We start from the raw sequence: 17,553 nt of genomic DNA, 5'->3' as shown, positions 1-17,553 counted from the left end.
TACCATGAGCCAGCGGCCACAACACGCGCTGAGCGCTCTCGGCGTCTACGGCGGGTGCCGGTGCAACTGGGGCGGCGAAGGCAAAAGTGGGCGGATGGTTGGTGAGATACGCCGCAGGCAACGTCAAAGCGACGGTCAGGATGAGCAGTTGAATACGGGAAAGGATGAGCAAGGGCAAGACCTCCGACGATTCGGGAGATTTCGCGCACCTGCTCACCCTCTCTTGGGTGGTGCAAACGTGGGCTGATGTACGGAGAGTGTACTAGCTCGGGGTGGGTTTGACCAGCGCTGTGACCTGTGCGGCCACCTTCAGCGCCTGCCGCTGGCCCGCTTCACCTTTGCCCGCCTCGTACTGGTCGGCGGCGTCCATCAGCGCAAGCGCAAGTTCACGCAGTCTGAACGCGGTTTCTAGATGCGCGGGCGCGGGCGGAAGCGGGGTGTTGGGCATGTCACTGCGCGAGGTGGGCAGCGTGCAGTGAACGCAACGTTTCGCGCTCCATGCGTTCCTCCGCCTGGGCGCTTTCCAGATCGGCGTTTGCGTTTCGCATCTGCTCACGCGCCGTCCGCTGCGCCTGTACATGAGGAGCCAGGGCGCGGCAAATCGCTGCCTCCCTGAGATCGTGCGGGGAGCGGTCACGGAAGCCCGGAATACCGTCGAGAATCAGGCTGCGCCGTTTGTCATCGTGGGCATCGCGGGCAACTTCGTAGGCAGCCTGGGCTAGACGCTGAGAGGTAATAGCGCAGAGCAGGCGCTTTGAGACGGCGCGGTAAGTGGCGACTTGTTCTTGATAGTCCATGCTGGCCTCGTTGGATAAGATTTCCGTTTGTCACACAACAAAAACAGACACAAGGGGCAGCACGCGGGCACGCAACTGAATCAGGCGCTCCACGCCGTCGGCGGGCAGAAACGAGTACACCTGAATTTCCTCGGCGGTCTGCCCGATGCGGTCCACGCGTCCGGCCCGCTGGATCAGCCGGATAATCGCCCAGGGCAGATCGAAGTTCACCACGATGTGCGCGTCTTGCAAGTTCTGACCTTCGCTGAGCACGTCGGTGGCGATCAGCACCCGGATATTTTGTTCGGGCGCAAAGGTCTTGCCGTTGCTGCGGGGCGAAAAGCGCCAGGCCATCTCGGTGGGATCGGCGCTGCCGCCCGTCACACCTTCGAGCTGGGCCAGGCCCCTGGCCTTCAGCTCGCGCACCAGGTAAGCCACCGTATCGGCGAACTGGGTAAAGATCAGCACCTTCTCGTCCGGGTGCGCCTGGGTCAGCAGTTCAAACAGGGCACTCAGCTTGGGGTCGCGCTCACTTCGCCACTGGCCCGCGTGGGTCAGCACACCCAGCAGCGCCTGGGCGTCGCGGCGCAGGGCCTCGGCCAGTTTGCCCGTAAACAGATTCGAGCGAATCCAGCGGAAGCGGTTTTTGTACTTGGTTTCGTAGAGGCCATACGCCTGGGCGGCGCGGGCATGGTAGGCGGCTTCCCCAGCCTGGAGGGCTGCCGTGTCAGCCTCCCCTACGGTTTCGCCTCCGTGCTCCGCCGGGGTGCTCACGTCGCCGTCAGCGGTGAACAGGGTTTCCTCGTCGTCGTCGCGTTCATCGAGCAGTTCGGCGTTCTGCGGGCCGATGGGCAGCGGTTTTCCGGCCTCCAGGGCGTGCAAAAAGATGTAGTTGCGCAGAATGTGCCGCTCCAGCGACTGCACGAAGGTGGCCCCGCCGCTCTCCAGACGCTTGAAGAGGTTGGTGCGCGAGAAGCCGATCAGGCGTTTTCCGGCCCGGCCCAGGTTACGCAGTTGCTCGGCCTCACCGCTGGTGGGGGCCTGCGGCGGTTTCTGGTGAATGTAGTTGCCCAGCCCATAGCGGGGCAGCGCCAGCTCGCCGATGGTCTGCACCACCGAGGGCGCGTACAGGCGGGCGTAGGCGTCTTGCGGGTCGCTTTCATCGACCTGAAAGGCCACCGTGCGGGGCCGCCGCACCGGGAAGTACGAGCGCTGGCCGCTAGCGAAGGTCAGGTAGCTGCGGTTGTTACTCGGGTCGAGGGTGGCGTAGTTGGCCTGCACGAAGCTGCGGGTCCGGCGTACCAGGTACAGCCGCATCAGATCGCGCCAGTCGTCGGGGAATACGCTCTTCTCAAAAGCGGCGATGCTGCGGACCGGGGCCTGGTACTTGGCGAGAAAGCCGCTCTCGCCCACCTCACGGATCAGCAGTTCGGGCCGGATGCCTAAATCGGCGGTCTCGGGCACGAACAGCCGGAGCTGCGCCCCCAGATCGGCGTAGCCCTTGTTGTAAGGCGTGGCCGACAGCAAAATCACCTTGCTGTCGTTCTGGGTGATGTACTCCTGAATGGCCCGGTAGCGCCGCCCCTCACGGTTGCGCAAGTTGTGGCTCTCGTCGATGAGCACCAGTTGGTAGCGCTTCTCGTCGGGAAGCTGCTGGGTCACGCGGCTGATCGGCAAGACCTTGGCGGTCAGGCCGTACTCATGTACGTAGTCTTCCCACATCGGCACCAGGTTGACCGGGCAGATGATCAGGGTGCGCGGCGAGTTGACCTCCTGCATCACCCGCACCAGCGCCGTCGCCATCAGCGTCTTGCCCAGACCCACCACGTCGCCCAGCATCACGCCGCCGCGCTTGTTGAGGTGGTGGGCGGCGATTTGCACGGCGGCGGCCTGGTAGGGAAACAGAGTTTTTTGAAGATCACTTGGAATACGGAATTCACCCACGCCCGCCCGCGCTTCCCGCGAGAGATGGTAGGCCATCTTGAGATAAATCTCGTAGGGGGTGTGGCCCTGCTCCCCGGCCCAGCTCTCGTCGATGATCTGGGCCAGCTCCGCCGAGATGTCAAGCGCCCAGCGGTCGCCCCAGCGGGCCTCGAACCAGTCGGCCAGTTGCTGGGTAGAGGTGCTGTCGAGCACGTCCACGTTCAGTTCGCCCTGTTTCTTGAGGCCGGAGAAGGTCAGGTTACTGGACCCGACATAGGCGATGCGCGGCGCGGCGTGGTCCTGGCGGTGCAGCAAGTAGAGCTTGGCGTGGAGCAGGTAGTGCAAGAACAACTTGACCTGCACCTTGCCTTCCTTGAGCTGGCGGCTGAGTGAGCGCAGGCCCGCCTCGTCGGTGCTGGTCGGCGCACCGAACATCAATTGGGCACGAAAATTCTCGGCCACCTGACGCTTCAGGCGCTGGGCAGTCTGGTTATCCAGGCCCTGGGACTCGCCCAGTAAACTCAGCGCCGCACGCAACTCGCCTTCCGGCAGCTCCTGCATGCCGACCAGCACGCGGGCGCGGGAATCCGGAGCGCCGCTCCAGCGCTCGGTCAGGTCGCCGAGCAGCCGCCAGCCCCGCAGATTGAAGTACCCCACGCAAAAATCACCGCGCTGGGCGCTCTGCATGGATTGGCGTAGGTCGGCGAGAAGCTGAAGGTCGATGTTGTCGAGAATTTTCGGCATGGAAACCTGCTTAGAGTAGTGGAGAGGAGTGACCAGGGACGGCAAATTTAGGGATTGGTCGAATGTTCACGCTGTGGTGGTAGCGGGACTGCCCGTCGGGCAAGCCACTCTCACCTCTCCCAGTTTTAGAAACTGAGCAGCTCACGGGACCGGCAGTGGATCGCTCGTATTGCGAATGCATTTGCCAAGCAGTAATTCAGTAATGCAGCAAACACTGCATTCAGTCAGGAGACTCACACGTCCTCCAGCTTGCTGAGTTCGGCTTCCAGTGCTTCGACGCTGGGCAACTGGCCTTCGAGGTTGTCAGGAAGGGCCTCAGCGAGCTGATAGGTGGCGATGCCCAGCGGTTTGTCTACGCCTCGCAGGGCGTACTCGGCGATCACCTTGTTCTGGGTTTTGCACAGCAGCAGCCCGATGCTCGGCGCGTCGGTGGCGTGCCGCCGCTGATCGTCCACCACATTGAGATAGAAATTCAGCTTGCCGACGTATTCGGGCCGGAACGCTCCCATCTTGAGGTCGATGACCACGTAGCAGCGCAGGTGCAGGTGGTAAAACAACAGGTCGAGGTAAAAGTCCTCGTCGCCGAGTTCCAGATGAACCTGGCTGCCCACGAAGGCGAAACCCACGCCGAGTTCGAGCATGAAGTCGCGCAGGTGCATCAGCAGCCCGCGTTCGAGGTCACGCTCCAACGCCTCGCGGCCCAGACTGAGAAAGTCGAAATTGTAGGGGTCTTTCAGGAGCTGCGCCGCCAGCTCAGACTGCGGCCTGGGCAGGGTGGCCGCAAAGTTGTGGCTGGCCTGGCCCTGACGCTCGTACAGACGGCTCCCGATCTGGTGAACCAGCACGTTACGGCTCCAGCCCTGCTGAACGGTGGCCCCGGCGTACCAATCGCGCTGCGCCTCATCCTTGACAGCAGTGATCAGCGTGACCAGGTGGCCCCAGGGCAATTGGTCAACAGGCTGTTGACCCAGTATGAAGGTCGGATAAAGAGTGGCGAAAGTTCGCATGTACTTGAGATTGGTCGGTGAGAAACCCGACTGTTCAGGGAATTCAGCCCGCAAATCCTGGGAAAGCTGAGCAATGATCCGGGTGCCCCAGCCCTCCTGCTCCTGGCGGGCGACGATGGCCTCACCGATCTGCCAGTAAAGGGCCAGCAACTCCCGGTTGACCGCCAGGGCCGCCCGCACCTGGGCGCTACGGATCTTGGCCTTGAGGTCGGTGAGCAAACCAGGATAGCCGGGCGGCAACGGCTGAAGCCCGGCCATCAGTGATTCCTGAATGCAGTGCTTACTGCATTCAGCATGTCAGTGCTCACTGAGTGCAGTAAGCACTGCATTCCGCGTTTGAGTGTCGTTATGGAGCAGGTTCAGTAAGGCCCGCATAACCTCGCTGGAGTCGGCGTCGGCCTCCAGGGCAAAGCGCTTGAGGTTCTTGTGGGCCTCGGGTTCAAGGTCGAGGGTGAAGCGCACGCGGCGGGCCTTGAGAGGGATGGGGGAGACTTCCGGCCTCTCCCCGGCTGGCACCCCCGGCGGACTGGTGCTGACCGGCTTCTCGCGGGTGGCGGCGGCCTTCATGCGGCTGAGGACATCGCTGGGTTTGTTCTTGGTCATGGTTGGGCCACCTGGCTGGTCTGATGAGCGGGCAGGAGTTCGGCGAGCACGTCGGCGTATTCGCCTAGGTCCTTTGAAAGCGACAGGCCAAAGCCGTTGGCGTAGCTCTCGCGCAGGGACACTTCGGCAGTCATGACGTTCAGCCCCAACTCCAGCAGCACCTCACGGGCGGCGCGGCTGCTGCGGGTGCCCTTTCGCACGCGGGTCAGCAAACAAACCACCTGCGGCGAGTGCAGCCCTTCGAGGTCAGCCAGCAGCTCCAGGGTCGGGCGCAATCTATCGAGGTCCATCAAGCTGGGCGGAATAGGAATGAGGACGGTGTCTGCCGCCAGCATGGCCGAGCGGGTGATGGCCAGCTCGCCGGGCGGCGTGTCGATGACCACATGTAGATAGCCCTCGGCGAGCTGCGCTACTCGGCGGTTCAGGTCTTTGACGGGCGCGGCCACCACCGGCAGCGGGAAGTCTCCGGCAGTCTCGCTCCACGACAGGGCTGAGCCTTGCGGGTCGGCGTCGATCAGCAGGGTTCGGCCCTGCATGGCCAGGGCATTGGCAAGGTAAACGGCGGTGGTGGTCTTCCCTGCTCCACCCTTGAGGTTGGCGACGGTCAGCTTCACTGGGCCGCCTGCAAGTCGAGCTGAGCATCAAAGGCGTCAAGGTTAACGGGGCCGATCAAGTGCAGCACCTCAGCGCGGGGTACCCGCCAAGCGTCACCGATCCGCACGCCCTGCCACTGGCCGGTCCGCAGCTTGCGCCGGATAGTCTCGCCGCTCAGGCGCAGAGCACCCGCCAACTCGTCCGGAGTGTAAAACAGCCGATGTGTCATAGCCGCATTCTACGCACATCACGCACGCAGTAGATACGGTAAGACTGAATTACTGCGTGCAGCAAATGCTGAGTTGCTGTATTACTGCATTCAGTATCGCAGTACCTACATCTGATAAGGACCGAAGCCTTCCTAGACCGGTTGGGAGCGGATTAATCGCTCAAAGGTATCTAAAAAGCGTGGGGGGTAGTCCTCACTGGTGTGACTGATATTCCAGAGACCGCTTCGGCGAATCGTTTCACTCCTGGCGTGTCGTCCGAGCCAGTTGGCCGAGGGCGCGTCTCCCGCTTCGTTCAGGCCGCTCAGTAATGCGATGCTGCCGCGCTCGATTTCGCCGCGTAGGCTCTGGGGGCCAGGCTGATCATCGATAGCCAACCAGAGAACACTGGTCGCCCCCAGCACCTGACTGACCCGCTGCTCTAGCCATTCCTCCGTCTGCCGGATAGCGCTGGGGGCTGACGGGTCCACGCCCCAGGTCGGGCAGCTCAGATCATCACGGGCCTGAAGTGCGAACCCGACATGCTGACGAAAGATGGAGCCCCGGTGATTGCCGCCGCCGCTGCCGGTGCCTCGGTGGTTGAGCAGCCGCTTCCAGAGGGTGGTCTGAGAGCGGTCGATGAGGGCGTGGGTGCCGATCCGAACGACCCGACTTTGCGGCGCAGCGCGGCGCGTTTCACCTGGCTCGAAACAGAAGTACACGCCGCGTTGCGGCCACACCTGGCGGCCATGACACTCACCAAGCTGCCGCCTGCCGCCCACCCGCTGCTCTAGCTCGGCCAGGAGTGCGTAAAACCGTTCGGTGTCGTGCTCACGGGCCGACGTCACCAGTCCTGCTGGTCAACCGCTTGGGCCAGCCAGTTTTGCTGAGTTCCCAGACCACAACAGTTCGCCAGCGGATTTTCAATGACGAACCCCGCCTGCTGCAACTTCGGCCCCAGGAATTCGCTGTACTTCGCACCGGCCAGCAAGATGACGCGGCTGCCCGCTGGCAGATGCGGCATGACCTGCTGAAACACGCGCTCAGCCCAAAGCTGCCGCTCAGGCTTTTTCATGTCTTTCAATGTCATGTCGTAGGGCGCGGTGGTGTGCTGAGGGTCTATAACTCCATGCAGCGCTGAGAGAATGAGCCACTCGCGGCCAAACATCTGGGCAAAACGCGCCCGCTTCCGAAAAAGAGCGGAGGTATAGAGCTGCTCTGCCGGGACCGCGCGGGCCAACTTCTGCTTGACACAGCCGACGAGCACCACGGTGTCACCTTTCTGCTCAAGTTGAGATCTATGGGTCACGGTGACTCCTTGGGGTGAAGGGGGGAGAGCCGCATTTGGCGGCTTAAGCGGCAGACGACTCACCGACAGTATTTCAGGCGCGACTGACAGGCCTGGCACAACAAGTCCGCGCCGCACGGATCGGTGCTGGGCGGCGCTCCCAGCTCTGTAATCACCAGGTCCTCACTCCTGCGCCACACGCCCGGCCACAGGTGAGCGCACTCCCTGCCGTATCTCCGCTTTAGTGGCCATCACCCTTACTTGCGTGGCCTGCACCCACGCATCCACTTCTGAAAACAACCCGTAGTAGCCGCGCCGAGAAATGGCATGGCATGACAAAATCCCGCACTCAGCGGGCCTTCTCGTCATTGATTCGGGCAAGACACACAGACGCGAGTAAATTACGACGTGGTCGGTGGCTGGCTCAGATTCTCCTTCAACGTGGCTGTCATCTCGTACAAAACGTAAGCCGCCGATGGACACGGGATAAGTTCGTCCATCTTCGGGTTCCGGTATCTTCACCCCGGCAAACGAAAGCGGGCCGGGTGCAGGTTGCCCGGCCCGCGCCCACGCTTCTTCGGCTTAGTTGTTGATCGGCGTGTAGAGGCCAGCCAGCCCCCAGCTATTTACACCGACAATGTAAACGGCTGTCGAGTTGACGTACACGCCCAACTTGTCAGCTTTGAATTGATTGGCAAAGGCGTCGTGCAGGCGCTTGGCTTTCTTGGCCTGCGCGGCTTTGTACTTCTCCAGCGCCGTAGGGTTGGCGGGGTCAGCGTAGGCAGGCACGGTCATCAGCGGAGCGAACCACGTTTCAAAGTCGGTTTTCGTGGTGCCGTCGGTCATCGTGGCCGGAACATCGTTCAGCGTCGGACCCGTGACAGGATTTGGGTTCAGGTTGGCAAACTGCCAGTTGTCTTTCTGAAACAGGTAGCCCGTGCTTGAGGCCAGCAACTTGGTTTGCAGAGCGGTTTGGTTGCTGTCGGGCGTTTCGCACAGCAGCGGCGCTTGGTTGGTGTAGCTGAGTCCATTGATGCCGAGGCCGCCGTTGTCCTTCAGCGTATAGAACAGATACATGCAGGTTGCACCGTTGAGCGAGTCGCCGTAAGGAATGGTCAGATTCTTGATGGTAGACGGCTTGTTTTTGGTAGGTCTGAGGGTAATCAATGGGCTGTCTTTGCTGTCGTTCTTGCGCCTGCTGATGTCGTAGAGATTGCCGCTGCCATCTGGGGCGGTGGCGAGCTTCAAAGAAAAGTCGCCCTTATAGGTGTAGTTGCCCGTGTAGTTCAGAACCAGCTTGCCTTTGACTTTACCCGCGTACTTGCCGGTGGTGGCTCTGACAATCGTAGCGGTGACGGTCACGGGATCAGGTGGCGCGGTATCGCCGGTTGAAGTCTGGGCGCTGAGGCCAGCGGCCAGCGCTTGCCCCGCACTCAGCACGATAGTTTTTTGTGCGACCACTTCGCCGCCTTCATCATCGGTGGCGCTGGCGTCCACATCATCTTGCAGTTCGGGCGAGGGATCGACCACAGCAGCAGGATCGGGCGCTGTGGCGGTTGTGCCACCGCACGACGAAAGGGTCAGCGCGGTGAAGATGGAGAGGGCGGCGAGGGACAACACGGTTTTCTTAGAGTGGAACATGGGCAAGCCTCCGATAGAGCTTCGGATCAACTCACGCCGCCGCTCACCCTCTCTTGGGCCATGCCGTCACAGTCGCTGTGCCTCAGATCATACACACAAAGCGGCCAGGGGCGCTAGTACAGGCTTGACGCCTTGACCGGCGCTGTCGGCGCTGTTGCCAGCGTGGAAATAATCACCACATCAACCGACACGCCAGCTTGCGTGGCGTCCTTGACCCTGACCTCGGCAACCTTCCCGGCAACTGGAGAGCGCACCACCTGGGCGGCGGCTGATCTGGCCCGCTTGCCTTGAAGCGCTTGTAGATCCAATGCCAAACCATCGGCCCGCGCCCGTGCCTGGGCTGCCGTGTCGCTGTAATTCAGGCCGAGCGCCGTCATCTGGTCGTCTACAGCTTGCGCCCGCATCTGAGCTTGTTCCATGTCCACACGCGCAACCGCGCCGAGAGCGTAGAGCCTCGCTTGAATCTGGGCGGCCTCCTGCGCCGGGGCCAATGTGCGGCCTAGCGTGTCGCGCTGCTGCTCGAAGCTCGCCCGCGCCCGCGCTCTTTGCGCCTTCGCTTCGGCCACGTCGCGCCGCTTGCTCGTCATCTGGGTGTCAAGGTCGGCCAGGTCGGCGAGCAATACATAGCGGGCCAGCGGTTGACCTTCCAGGACATTCGCGCCGCGTTCGACCAGCACGCCTGCCAGCGACGGCAAACCGGACAGCGTAACGGTGCGGGCCTCAGTGCGGCTGGCCTCTGCGGGTAGCTCAAAGCTGAGGCCCGCTTCCTGCCTCGAACGGACGCCACTCCTCCCCGCACCAGCAGAGAGCCGGGCCACCAGCGAACCGGCGACTACATAAGAAGCGGCGAACGGGGACAGGTCAGCGGGGCGGGCGCTGTGCAAAGTCAGCCTGTCAGTGCCCGCGATCCGTGCGAACGTCCCCGCAGCGGGCGGGGGAATGTTGACCGGCGCGGAGAGCTGCAATTCTCCAGTGAAGTACACGCGGGCGTCCGGTGGAACTGCGGCCAACACGTCACGCAGCAAACGCCCACCAACCGACACGCGGCTATCCAGCACGGCCAGCGCCGCGCCCTTCTGGACTCGGACACGGTAGGCCACGATCTGCCCATTCTCAGCCACCTGATAAGCATTGCCCGCTTCGTCTTCCACCAGCACCCCGCGACGGCCTAGCGCCTCGATGACGCGGTATTTTCCCTCCACCTTCTCCTGTGTGTCGGAATTGAATCCATCTAGCTCGGCGAACACTTCGTTGGTGTCTCGCCAGTTGGCATAGTCCACCACTGCCGTTTCTGGACTGGCGATCAACCGGCGAACTTCGGTGCTAAACGTGTCGGCTGACAGCGGCCACAGCGCCACGCCCGAGAGTGCCAGGATCACGGCCAGCGTTGTTTCCTGGCTTGAGCCATAGCGGATTCTTGAGCGCCTGGACGGCAGAAACCAGAAGGTGTGCCGAACCGGGAACAGCAGATAGGGCAAACCGTTCACATTGGCGGTATCGAGCAATAAGTGGGAGAAGATGCCGAGGAACAGCGCCAAGCCAACACCCGGCCACAGCAGCCAAAAAGGAAGCGACACCAGCACGGCGAACAGCAGCGAGTGTGTCACGGTTCGGTGGCCGTACTTGGATTCGAGCCAGCTCGACACGGGGCGGATATAGCGGCCTGCGCCTGCGGTGGTCGTGTCAATGTCAGGCAGCAGTGAACCCAGCATCATGGCCCCGACCTCGAACGGCCCGACCTCCATCCCAAAGCCACGCGCTACAGCGAGCGTTAGAGCAGCGCCCGCTAAGTGGGTCGCGGCCTGCATCAGTCCCCCAGCATTCGCCCGATATACGCGGCAGTCTGCTCCATCTCAGACAGCAGCACGCGCAACCGGTAAACGCGGGTCGCCGGGTTGGGGTCGAGAAACAGGAAGCGGTCGAGCGCGGCGGCGTCCTCAATTGCCCTGATCGTGTGGAACGGCTCCACAACTTCCTCCAACTCAGCGGCAAACGGTTGAAGTTCAGGTGGAGGCGCAGGCGTGTGGGTGGTCATCTCGCCGCCGTCCAGCGCCGCATCAGCGGTAAGAGAATCATGCTGGCGGCCATGCCCACTTGCCCGATCACGTAAGCGTCCATTTCTCCCCTGGCCCTGCCCAGGACTCGAATGATGACAAACACGGCAGAAAGCACCAGCAGCACGGGCGCGAGCGCGGTGCCGCGTTCCTCTCTGGCTGCTCTGTTTTGCGCCAGTGCCGAGCCGCCGCGTTGCTTGACGATTTCGGCGGCGGGAACGTAGCGCACCAGGCGCACGATTTCGCCGGGGATACCAGAACTCAGCGCCAGTACAGAGTTTTCATAGGCTTTGGTGTCAGGTGTGGTGATGCCGTAGGAAGCGGTCAGCGAACCGACCAGCGCCCGCGAGTCGGAGCCGTCGAGCTGCGCCAGCTCTACTTTGTCGCAGAGTTGCCACAGTCTGCGCGTACCGGCCTTCTGCAAGGTTTCAGGGTAAATGGCCAGCACCAGCGCCGCATGTGCGGCCATGCCGACGAGTACAGGCGTCATCGCCTGCGTGATGCCCCCGGCGTCGTCCACCAGCACGGCGGGCGGTTGGTGGCCAGCTTGAACGTACAGCCGCAACGCTTCCACCAAAGCGCGGGCGCGGGCCTCGTTTCCTCCAGCGTACTTCTTGCGCCAGGTCGCCCGGTCTGTATCGAGGTCTTTGGTGATCTTGACACCTGGGGAGTAGATGCCTGCGCCGTGCATAGCGTCGTGCAGATCGGAGAGGAACGCCGTGAACGGCGCGACCTTCGGTACGATCAGTGGCACAGTGATTTCTTCGACTGCTTCAACGAGTTCAGAAAGCAGAGCACTTTTGCCGTAAGCGGGCGGGGCGACCAGCGCAACAGAGCGGGCGGCCCGAATGCTCAGCAGCAGAGCGCGGCCCTCGGCAGAGCGGCCAACAAACGGAAGCGCGGGCGGGGGAACAGGCAGAAGTGGGTACGGTTTGGCTGCGGTCATAGGGGTTGCCTCCTGTGAACCTCTGCCGGAACGCGCCGCCCTCTTTTGGGCCTGCTCTCGCTGCGGGGGGTTGAATTGTCAGTTCATTGTGTCAGGTGAATAGTGGTGCAGCGGCCCAGCGTTCGAGCAGTCGCGCCGCCTCCGCTTCCGGCGTGCGCCCGTTGCGTTTGGCGTCGACTTCGATCATGGCCCACACCTCACGGGGAACCGGCAGACGCACCCAAACATTCGGGCAGGGCTTGCGCCCCGCGCCCTCGCGTTTGCCGCCGATCTGTTTGGGCTTTGATTCCATGCCTAGATTCAAGCTGATTTCGCGCAAAGAATCAATAGGGAGGACAGCGAACTGAAACGCCAGAAGTGGTTATACGTCGGTGAAGGCTCAACATTCACTCCGGCAAATGGAGAATCAGATCTCCCGCCCGCCGCGTGCGCGGTTGCAATACCGATGCGTCAGCCGTGCATTCTCCGGCACGGTCTGACCCCCGCGCCAGTAATGCACCACATGATCGACCTCAGCATCATCAACCGTCTGGATTCGCTGGCCGCAAATAGCGCAAGTGGGATCTTGTGTGAACAGCTCGTCTTTCAGCTTACGGGTGAACGTTCGGGAGTCCGTTCGTGCTGGCCCTACCACGGAGTCCATGCGCTTTTTCCAGGCGTCGGCGCGGTACTTCACGCGGTCTGCCTTATCGCCCGTGCTGGTCACATACTCCACGAACGTTAGATCGTTGGTCATCAAATCCAGAAACTCTTCGTAAATACGGTCGGCATTCGGCACGATGTCGGATTTTTGATAGAAGCTGAAGGTATAAAGCAGGGTGTCCCACAGCGCAAAATTCAGCCGCTCTTCCCAGACCCCATCTGGATTCTGGGCTGTACCTGGCTGAAAACGGCGAAAGGCCCGTTTGCCGAATACCGTCCACGCCATGTCAACCGATTTCTTGACCAGCTCTTCCATGTCCCTGAGCGCATTCTCGGATAGATCGCGGTGATCCTCCATTTCGCGGTTCATGACCTGTTTCATATTGCCCCGGTAATGCAAATGCGTGAGCCTGTGCAGGGCCAAAAAACGCAAGATCAATTGTCGGTCGGCCATCCGATTGTGCGGGGCGCTCAGACCCTGGATGTCAAGTAAGGGCTTGTACTCGCTGAGCTTAGCAAGTAGAGCGTTATATCCGCCCCGGTACACACAATTTCTCAACTCCTGATCATTCAGCTTTTCTGCACCCAGATTAAGTCGTTCAAAAACTTCGAACTTTACGTCTGGGTGGGACTCAGCCTTAATGACGATGACCCGCAGTGTGGATTGCGAAATGAGATTCTGAGTTTCCTCACTCAACTCGGCAAAGCGTTTACCGTTGAGTTCAGAGAGAACTTGCAGGCCAGTCAGTTTAAATTCCTTGCTCAGCCCAGAACTTTCCGGAAAATATCCATTGATAAAGGCGCTGATGCTCGTCAGGCGCTGTTGTCCATCGACTACTTCCTGTTTCCCGCCAGACGCTTCAGCAACATAAACGACAGGGATAGGAATATTCAATAAAAGAGACTCGATGAGCCGACTGGCTTTCGTGGTGTTCCAAACGAAATTTCGCTGAAATTCTGGTTGCAGAATCATTGACCCGCGTCCTATGCGTAAGACTAGTGTCTCGACAGGCAAATCCTGGATGCTGGTCTGGACTCGCCGCTCATGCTGGGGGATATCGAGCGGCGGCAAGTCCTGATCGGGTGTGTCGCTGTTGGGAACATCGGCATCATGCATACCTGCATTCTAGAGACCACCATGTTTTTAATTTCATACAGGACAGAAATACAACAGATCACTGCACGGCTAGCGGTCTAGCTGACGGCACCGACAAGCCCACCACATCCGGCAGACTCGCAGCGGCGGCGGCAATCCGCTTCTGTGAGGTATGTGCGTAAATCTGGGTCGTGGCAATCGACTCATGGCCCAGCAGATCGCGCACCTCGTCCAAGCTGCGCCCGTTTTCCACCAGTGCGGTGGCGAAAGTATGTCGCAGCTTGTGTGGGCTGACCTTGCTCACGTCCAACCCTGCTTTGAGCGCGGCTGAGTCCATCATCTTGCCAATCGTCCGCGCCTGCATCTGCTGGCCGTAGCGCTTGCCACTCAGCGGCGACCAGACCCAGCTCGTCACGGGATTGCCGTGCATCTTGCGCTCTCTCAGCCAACGCATTAGCGAGGTCTTGGCCGTTTCACTGAGCGGCACACGCCTTTCCTTGTCACCCTTACCGATCACGCGCACGGCGACAGGTGCGCCGTCGTGATATTCGATCTTGTCGAACGTCAGGTTCAGCATCTCCGAAATACGGAGGCCGGTGCCGTAGAGGAAGGCCAGCACACACCAATTTCTAAGCCCTCTGCTGGGTGACTTGTCTTTGTACACAACGTCGAGCAACTTGGCCACGTCTGCCAGACTCAGCGCTCCAGGCAAACGCTTAGGCAGCTTCGGGCGTTTGAGTTCGGCAGGACCAGCTTGCAATGCGGGCAAGCGCTCCACTTCACTTAGATAACGCCAGAACGAACGCCAAGCCGACACGAGTCGGTGATTGCGTCGCGGTGCGGGTTTGAGTTCGGCCAGGAATGCCCGCAAATCGCCCGCCGTGATTTCCTCCCACCCGCGCCCGCGCTGCGGCTGGGGCCGGTCTGGGTGGTCGAGCCAGGTACGCAACAGTCGAACGTCTTTCAAGTATTCCTTGACGGTGGCCGGGCTGCGGCCTTCCTCGCTCGTCAGGTAGTGCGCCCAGCTCGTGATGTGGTTTGCCGTCATCTCATCCCCTCCTAGTGTCCGACCCCCAGAGCGGGACGGGCTGATCTGTCTATTTTACTGAAAATAGTAATTTTCTGCCCCATCAGTTTAGCACGCCGACCCAAGCCGCATACCCTTCCAGACGCACCCGAACGCCATTTCGACCACGCTCGGACAAACGCCCAGTTATTGTTAGTTTACCGAAAATCATTCAGCTTTACCGAAAACAGAGAGGATTGACAGCCAACGGGGCACTTATGAATGTTGCACCGTGCGGCACAATCCAGCAGACTGCGGGCATGACTCCCACCGGCTTATCTGTCAGGAAGACTGCGCCCAAACGAGCGACCTGGGCCGCGCCGCCTGCCGATCTGCTGGCCGTGGCTTTCGTGACCGACGCTCAGGCAGCGGCGTACTTAGGGCTGAGCATCCGGTCGGCGCGGTATCTGGCCAGCGAGGGCAAGCTCAAGCGGGTCTACCCTCGTCCGCGAGCCGCCCGTGTGACGACGGAGAGCCTGCACGCTTACCGACAGGCCATCGAGAACGGCACCGCGCCCAGAATCTGGAGCCAGCCGGGCAACCCACACACCCAAGTCGCACCAGCGCCGGAGCCGGAGCCGAAGAAGAAGGGGCTGCTGGAGCGGTGGGGGATTGGGGGGGACTAAAATAAAAGAGAGAAAATCAATTCCCTCTTTTATCCAAGATTTCTTAGATGTCAATTTACGAAAGCTGCTTCGCCTTCTTCAACAGCACTTTCTACAGAGAAGTCACTACCGTCTTGACTCTTATTTTTGAGCCAGAGATTTTTACCGCTAGGTAAATTTTCTTCTACAACAACATAGACGTTTCTTCCTTCAGATGTAACTAATCTGATTTCATCGCCAACTTGAATAAATCTCTCGCCAATAAAATAAATTTCACTGTTTCGTTGCTTGCTAATTTTATGCATAATTCCTCCAACGAGTAATTTTCCTCTCTCGTTATGTAAATATCATATCTCACTGGGGTGAGTTTTACATGAGGATGCACTTGATTCCCTCATATTTTATCAAGCTAAGCCCAACCGGACAGTCGGAAACCACGGCAGCGCGGCCACTTCCGAGGGGGGTACATTTCCCCTCGGCTTTTTTGCTGGCCCGCCTGGGCCTTCCCATGCGCTCGTTTTTTTAGTCGATCAAGCGGCGGCGGGTCGAACGCCAACCGGCAAGTCTTTGAACATTTCCAAGTGCGCCCGCAATTTCTCGAGCGCCGCATTTGCGACGGCTGCCGGGGTATGGGGCGGCGTGCTGCCGGTGGCGAGATCGTGGCGCACATCGGTCAGAATCCGCGCCAGGATAGCCCCGGCGTCATCGGCCAGGTTCACGCCCGCGTCAATGCCGCGTGTCAGATTCCAGATCAAGCGCCGCCAAAATCCAAGCTGATCGTCACCGAACGCAGCGGCCAGCGCCCGCGCCTGCCGGTCAACGACTGCCGCCCGCTGATTTCGCGGCTTGCCTGCCGCCTCGCCCAACTGCCAAACCACGTCTAGCGCAGCGCCGGGAGCCTGCCGGACAGTCAAGGTATCGGACTCTTTGAGTGAAAACGGTTTTTTCGCCCATCGTTTGAGTGTGTCCAACGTCGTTTTTACTCTCTCTGGCTCTCTTGACTGTCCGGCAGGCTCCTTTGTAGGCGCTGGGCGCGGGTTGAGCAGGTTGTAAACCGTCTCGCCTGCCTTCGCGTCCGCGTTCAGATCGCGCCACTTCCGGCCCCAGTCCTCACGGCGAATGCGGGCGGGTGCGGCCTGACCAGTAAGGATGCGCTCAGGTTGCAGGCTCACGGCCCACAGCGTGCCGGTGGCGACCTTCGCGCCGCGTAAGTCACCCATGTGGGCCTCGCAGTGAATCAGGCCCACTGAGCGCAAATAAAGCAGGTTTTCGTAAAAGGCGCTGCTCTTGCGCTCGACGTAGTCCATCACCAGCTCGGCAGGCAGATGAAACACCGCCTGAGTGACGCTGGCCGCGTGGCCCTGGCTGGCGGCCACATCGAGCGCGACGGCGTAGAGCGTGCGGAAGATCGCCCGCGAGATTTCACGGCAGGGCGCACTGTCGAGGCAGGCCGTCAGGCTCAGCACGGCAGCCTCAGACGACAGCGCCGCCAACCTGACCACAGGCGGCGGCGTGTCGGTTGTGGGCCTGCGGGTAATGGCTGCGCGGGCTTGGCCTGCTTGCTGGCGGGCTTGGGATGCCTGCTGGCGCTCCTGGTGTTCGAGCGCGTCGATTAGCCAGGCGGGAGTAGCTTGGGGCGGGACTGCCGCACGCCCGCTTTGGCCGTGAACGCGCTCCAGTACGGCGAAAGCTGAGGTTTGATCTTGGCCTTTGGCACGCTGGCCTGCCAGAAAGCGGGTTAAAAAGTCTTGACTCATGAAGGTGAACCTTTAGAGATGAGCGCCTGGTTTCTTGACCAGACACCACAGCGGCTCTACACTGTGGACAGGCGCAAGCCCCGCTTTTGCGAGCGGAAAACTTGATGGATCAAACTTGTGTGTTCACCCTCTGCGAATTTCGAGCCTGGCAGCTCTCGCGGGGGGTGTTCCCTTTGGTCTGTTCTCGTGACCAGCGGGATGCGGAAAGCATAGCGCATTCCGCAGAAGGTGAACACCTTTACACTTACCGCTTCACATTGCCGATGAAGCCCCCGCTACCCCAACTGGCGTTGCCCAGTACCAGATACAGGCTTCCTTCCGGGCGGGCGAGCTGGTAGACCTTCACACCCTGCGGAAACTGACCGCGCAGCGCTGATGCCAACGCGGCCCACTGCGGCGCGTGCTGCTGGGCGGCAAACGCTTCCAGGCTCCAGATATGAGCCGCAGTGCCCGGCGGCGGATCGCCTTCGTAAAACAGCCACTGCGGGTCAATGCCGCCGATGGTCGTACCATGAGCCAGCGGCCACAACACGCGCTGAGCGCTCTCGGCGTCTACGGCGGGTGCCGGTGCAACTGGGGCGGCGAAGGCAAAAGTGGGCGGATGG

The 17,553-nt window shown here is 61.0% G+C and carries 20 protein-coding genes; 1 reads left to right on the top strand and 19 read right to left on the bottom strand.

Annotation, left to right across the window (positions count from 1 at the left end; all coding sequences use genetic code 11):
• Window positions 1-262: 262 nt before the first annotated feature.
• The 16 genes from FNU79_RS17640 to FNU79_RS17565 all read right to left on the bottom strand — a co-directional run bounded on the left by FNU79_RS17640 (window position 263) and on the right by FNU79_RS17565 (window position 14,568).
• Complete coding sequence (locus tag FNU79_RS17640) at window positions 263-448, bottom strand: hypothetical protein (RefSeq protein ID WP_143722110.1); 186 nt, start codon at window positions 446-448, stop codon at window positions 263-265.
• Between the two features lies 1 nt (window position 449).
• Complete coding sequence (locus FNU79_RS17635; RefSeq protein ID WP_143722109.1) at window positions 450-797, bottom strand: hypothetical protein; 348 nt, start codon at window positions 795-797, stop codon at window positions 450-452.
• Window positions 798-827: 30 nt separating this feature from the next.
• Window positions 828-3,443, bottom strand: a complete 2,616-nt coding sequence (locus tag FNU79_RS17630) for a helicase-related protein (protein ID WP_143722108.1) — start codon at window positions 3,441-3,443, stop codon at window positions 828-830.
• Window positions 3,444-3,676: 233 nt separating this feature from the next.
• Window positions 3,677-4,708 (bottom strand): PDDEXK nuclease domain-containing protein, encoded by a 1,032-nt coding sequence (locus tag FNU79_RS17625; RefSeq protein ID WP_143722107.1) that lies wholly within the window; start codon window positions 4,706-4,708, stop codon window positions 3,677-3,679.
• Between the two features lie 39 nt (window positions 4,709-4,747).
• Window positions 4,748-5,053 carry a hypothetical protein gene (locus tag FNU79_RS17620; protein ID WP_143722106.1) on the bottom strand — a complete coding sequence of 102 codons (306 nt, stop codon included), beginning with the start codon at window positions 5,051-5,053 and terminating at the stop codon, window positions 4,748-4,750.
• Complete coding sequence (locus FNU79_RS17615) at window positions 5,050-5,667, bottom strand: ParA family protein (protein WP_143722105.1); 618 nt, start codon at window positions 5,665-5,667, stop codon at window positions 5,050-5,052. The genes FNU79_RS17620 and FNU79_RS17615 overlap by 4 nt, the downstream gene beginning before the upstream one ends.
• On the bottom strand, window positions 5,664-5,876 hold the full coding sequence (locus FNU79_RS17610; protein ID WP_143722104.1) for a helix-turn-helix domain-containing protein: 213 nt from the start codon (window positions 5,874-5,876) through the stop codon (window positions 5,664-5,666). The genes FNU79_RS17615 and FNU79_RS17610 overlap by 4 nt, the downstream gene beginning before the upstream one ends.
• A gap of 132 nt (window positions 5,877-6,008) precedes the next feature.
• Entirely contained in the window at window positions 6,009-6,701 is a 693-nt protein-coding gene (locus tag FNU79_RS17605; protein ID WP_143722103.1) for a hypothetical protein, read from the bottom strand.
• Window positions 6,698-7,162, bottom strand: a complete 465-nt coding sequence (locus FNU79_RS17600; protein ID WP_143722102.1) for a DUF6884 domain-containing protein — start codon at window positions 7,160-7,162, stop codon at window positions 6,698-6,700. The genes FNU79_RS17605 and FNU79_RS17600 overlap by 4 nt, the downstream gene beginning before the upstream one ends.
• A gap of 561 nt (window positions 7,163-7,723) precedes the next feature.
• Window positions 7,724-8,782 carry a hypothetical protein gene (locus FNU79_RS17595; protein WP_143722101.1) on the bottom strand — a complete coding sequence of 353 codons (1,059 nt, stop codon included), beginning with the start codon at window positions 8,780-8,782 and terminating at the stop codon, window positions 7,724-7,726.
• 113 nt (window positions 8,783-8,895) lie between these two features.
• On the bottom strand, window positions 8,896-10,590 hold the full coding sequence (locus FNU79_RS17590) for a metal-dependent hydrolase (protein WP_143722100.1): 1,695 nt from the start codon (window positions 10,588-10,590) through the stop codon (window positions 8,896-8,898).
• On the bottom strand, window positions 10,590-10,817 hold the full coding sequence (locus FNU79_RS17585) for a hypothetical protein (RefSeq protein WP_143722099.1): 228 nt from the start codon (window positions 10,815-10,817) through the stop codon (window positions 10,590-10,592). Before FNU79_RS17585 ends, FNU79_RS17590 begins: the two co-directional genes overlap by 1 nt.
• Complete coding sequence (locus FNU79_RS17580) at window positions 10,814-11,782, bottom strand: ATP-binding protein (protein ID WP_143722098.1); 969 nt, start codon at window positions 11,780-11,782, stop codon at window positions 10,814-10,816. The genes FNU79_RS17585 and FNU79_RS17580 overlap by 4 nt, the downstream gene beginning before the upstream one ends.
• A 91-nt stretch (window positions 11,783-11,873) precedes the next feature.
• A complete protein-coding gene (locus tag FNU79_RS17575) occupies window positions 11,874-12,074 on the bottom strand; it encodes a hypothetical protein (RefSeq protein WP_143722097.1) in 201 nt (66 codons plus the stop codon).
• 114 nt (window positions 12,075-12,188) lie between these two features.
• Window positions 12,189-13,541, bottom strand: a complete 1,353-nt coding sequence (locus tag FNU79_RS17570; RefSeq protein ID WP_143722096.1) for a GmrSD restriction endonuclease domain-containing protein — start codon at window positions 13,539-13,541, stop codon at window positions 12,189-12,191.
• Between the two features lie 58 nt (window positions 13,542-13,599).
• Window positions 13,600-14,568, bottom strand: a complete 969-nt coding sequence (locus tag FNU79_RS17565) for a tyrosine-type recombinase/integrase (protein ID WP_143722095.1) — start codon at window positions 14,566-14,568, stop codon at window positions 13,600-13,602.
• Window positions 14,569-14,846: 278 nt separating this feature from the next.
• On the opposite strand from FNU79_RS17565, the gene FNU79_RS17560 reads away from it, so the two are divergent.
• On the top strand, window positions 14,847-15,212 hold the full coding sequence (locus tag FNU79_RS17560; RefSeq protein WP_143722094.1) for a MerR family transcriptional regulator: 366 nt from the start codon (window positions 14,847-14,849) through the stop codon (window positions 15,210-15,212).
• 50 nt (window positions 15,213-15,262) lie between these two features.
• On the opposite strand, the gene FNU79_RS17555 is transcribed toward FNU79_RS17560, so the two are convergent.
• The 3 genes from FNU79_RS17555 to FNU79_RS19260 form a co-directional block, all read right to left on the bottom strand.
• Window positions 15,263-15,496, bottom strand: coding sequence for a hypothetical protein (locus tag FNU79_RS17555; protein WP_143722093.1), 234 nt, complete (start codon window positions 15,494-15,496; stop codon window positions 15,263-15,265).
• A 225-nt stretch (window positions 15,497-15,721) separates the two neighbouring features.
• Window positions 15,722-16,948 (bottom strand): hypothetical protein, encoded by a 1,227-nt coding sequence (locus tag FNU79_RS17550; protein ID WP_143722092.1) that lies wholly within the window; start codon window positions 16,946-16,948, stop codon window positions 15,722-15,724.
• Between the two features lie 244 nt (window positions 16,949-17,192).
• A partial coding sequence (locus FNU79_RS19260; protein WP_185974796.1) for a hypothetical protein occupies window positions 17,193-17,553 on the bottom strand: 361 nt, incomplete at its 5' end.

The sequence above is a fragment of the Deinococcus detaillensis genome (assembly GCF_007280555.1).
In the GTDB taxonomy this organism is placed as follows: domain Bacteria; phylum Deinococcota; class Deinococci; order Deinococcales; family Deinococcaceae; genus Deinococcus; species Deinococcus detaillensis.
Note: the sequence above shows the minus strand (reverse complement) of the source record. Positions and strands in the feature narration are given on the sequence as shown.

Excerpts from the sequence above, each read along its gene's own strand:
- FNU79_RS17640 (WP_143722110.1), bottom strand. The coding sequence starts at position 448 with ATGCCCAACACCCCGCTTCCGCCCGCGCCCGCGCATCTAGAAACCGCG.
- FNU79_RS17635 (WP_143722109.1), bottom strand. The coding sequence starts at position 797 with ATGGACTATCAAGAACAAGTCGCCACTTACCGCGCCGTCTCAAAGCGC.
- FNU79_RS17630 (WP_143722108.1), bottom strand. The coding sequence starts at position 3,443 with ATGCCGAAAATTCTCGACAACATCGACCTTCAGCTTCTCGCCGACCTA.
- FNU79_RS17625 (WP_143722107.1), bottom strand. The coding sequence starts at position 4,708 with ATGGCCGGGCTTCAGCCGTTGCCGCCCGGCTATCCTGGTTTGCTCACC.
- FNU79_RS17620 (WP_143722106.1), bottom strand. The coding sequence starts at position 5,053 with ATGACCAAGAACAAACCCAGCGATGTCCTCAGCCGCATGAAGGCCGCC.
- FNU79_RS17610 (WP_143722104.1), bottom strand. The coding sequence starts at position 5,876 with ATGACACATCGGCTGTTTTACACTCCGGACGAGTTGGCGGGTGCTCTG.
- FNU79_RS17595 (WP_143722101.1), bottom strand. The coding sequence starts at position 8,782 with ATGTTCCACTCTAAGAAAACCGTGTTGTCCCTCGCCGCCCTCTCCATC.
- FNU79_RS17590 (WP_143722100.1), bottom strand. The coding sequence starts at position 10,590 with ATGCAGGCCGCGACCCACTTAGCGGGCGCTGCTCTAACGCTCGCTGTA.
- FNU79_RS17585 (WP_143722099.1), bottom strand. The coding sequence starts at position 10,817 with ATGACCACCCACACGCCTGCGCCTCCACCTGAACTTCAACCGTTTGCC.
- FNU79_RS17580 (WP_143722098.1), bottom strand. The coding sequence starts at position 11,782 with ATGACCGCAGCCAAACCGTACCCACTTCTGCCTGTTCCCCCGCCCGCG.
- FNU79_RS17575 (WP_143722097.1), bottom strand. The coding sequence starts at position 12,074 with ATGGAATCAAAGCCCAAACAGATCGGCGGCAAACGCGAGGGCGCGGGG.
- FNU79_RS17570 (WP_143722096.1), bottom strand. The coding sequence starts at position 13,541 with ATGCATGATGCCGATGTTCCCAACAGCGACACACCCGATCAGGACTTG.
- FNU79_RS17565 (WP_143722095.1), bottom strand. The coding sequence starts at position 14,568 with ATGACGGCAAACCACATCACGAGCTGGGCGCACTACCTGACGAGCGAG.
- FNU79_RS17560 (WP_143722094.1), top strand. The coding sequence starts at position 14,847 with ATGACTCCCACCGGCTTATCTGTCAGGAAGACTGCGCCCAAACGAGCG.
- FNU79_RS17555 (WP_143722093.1), bottom strand. The coding sequence starts at position 15,496 with ATGCATAAAATTAGCAAGCAACGAAACAGTGAAATTTATTTTATTGGC.
- FNU79_RS17550 (WP_143722092.1), bottom strand. The coding sequence starts at position 16,948 with ATGAGTCAAGACTTTTTAACCCGCTTTCTGGCAGGCCAGCGTGCCAAA.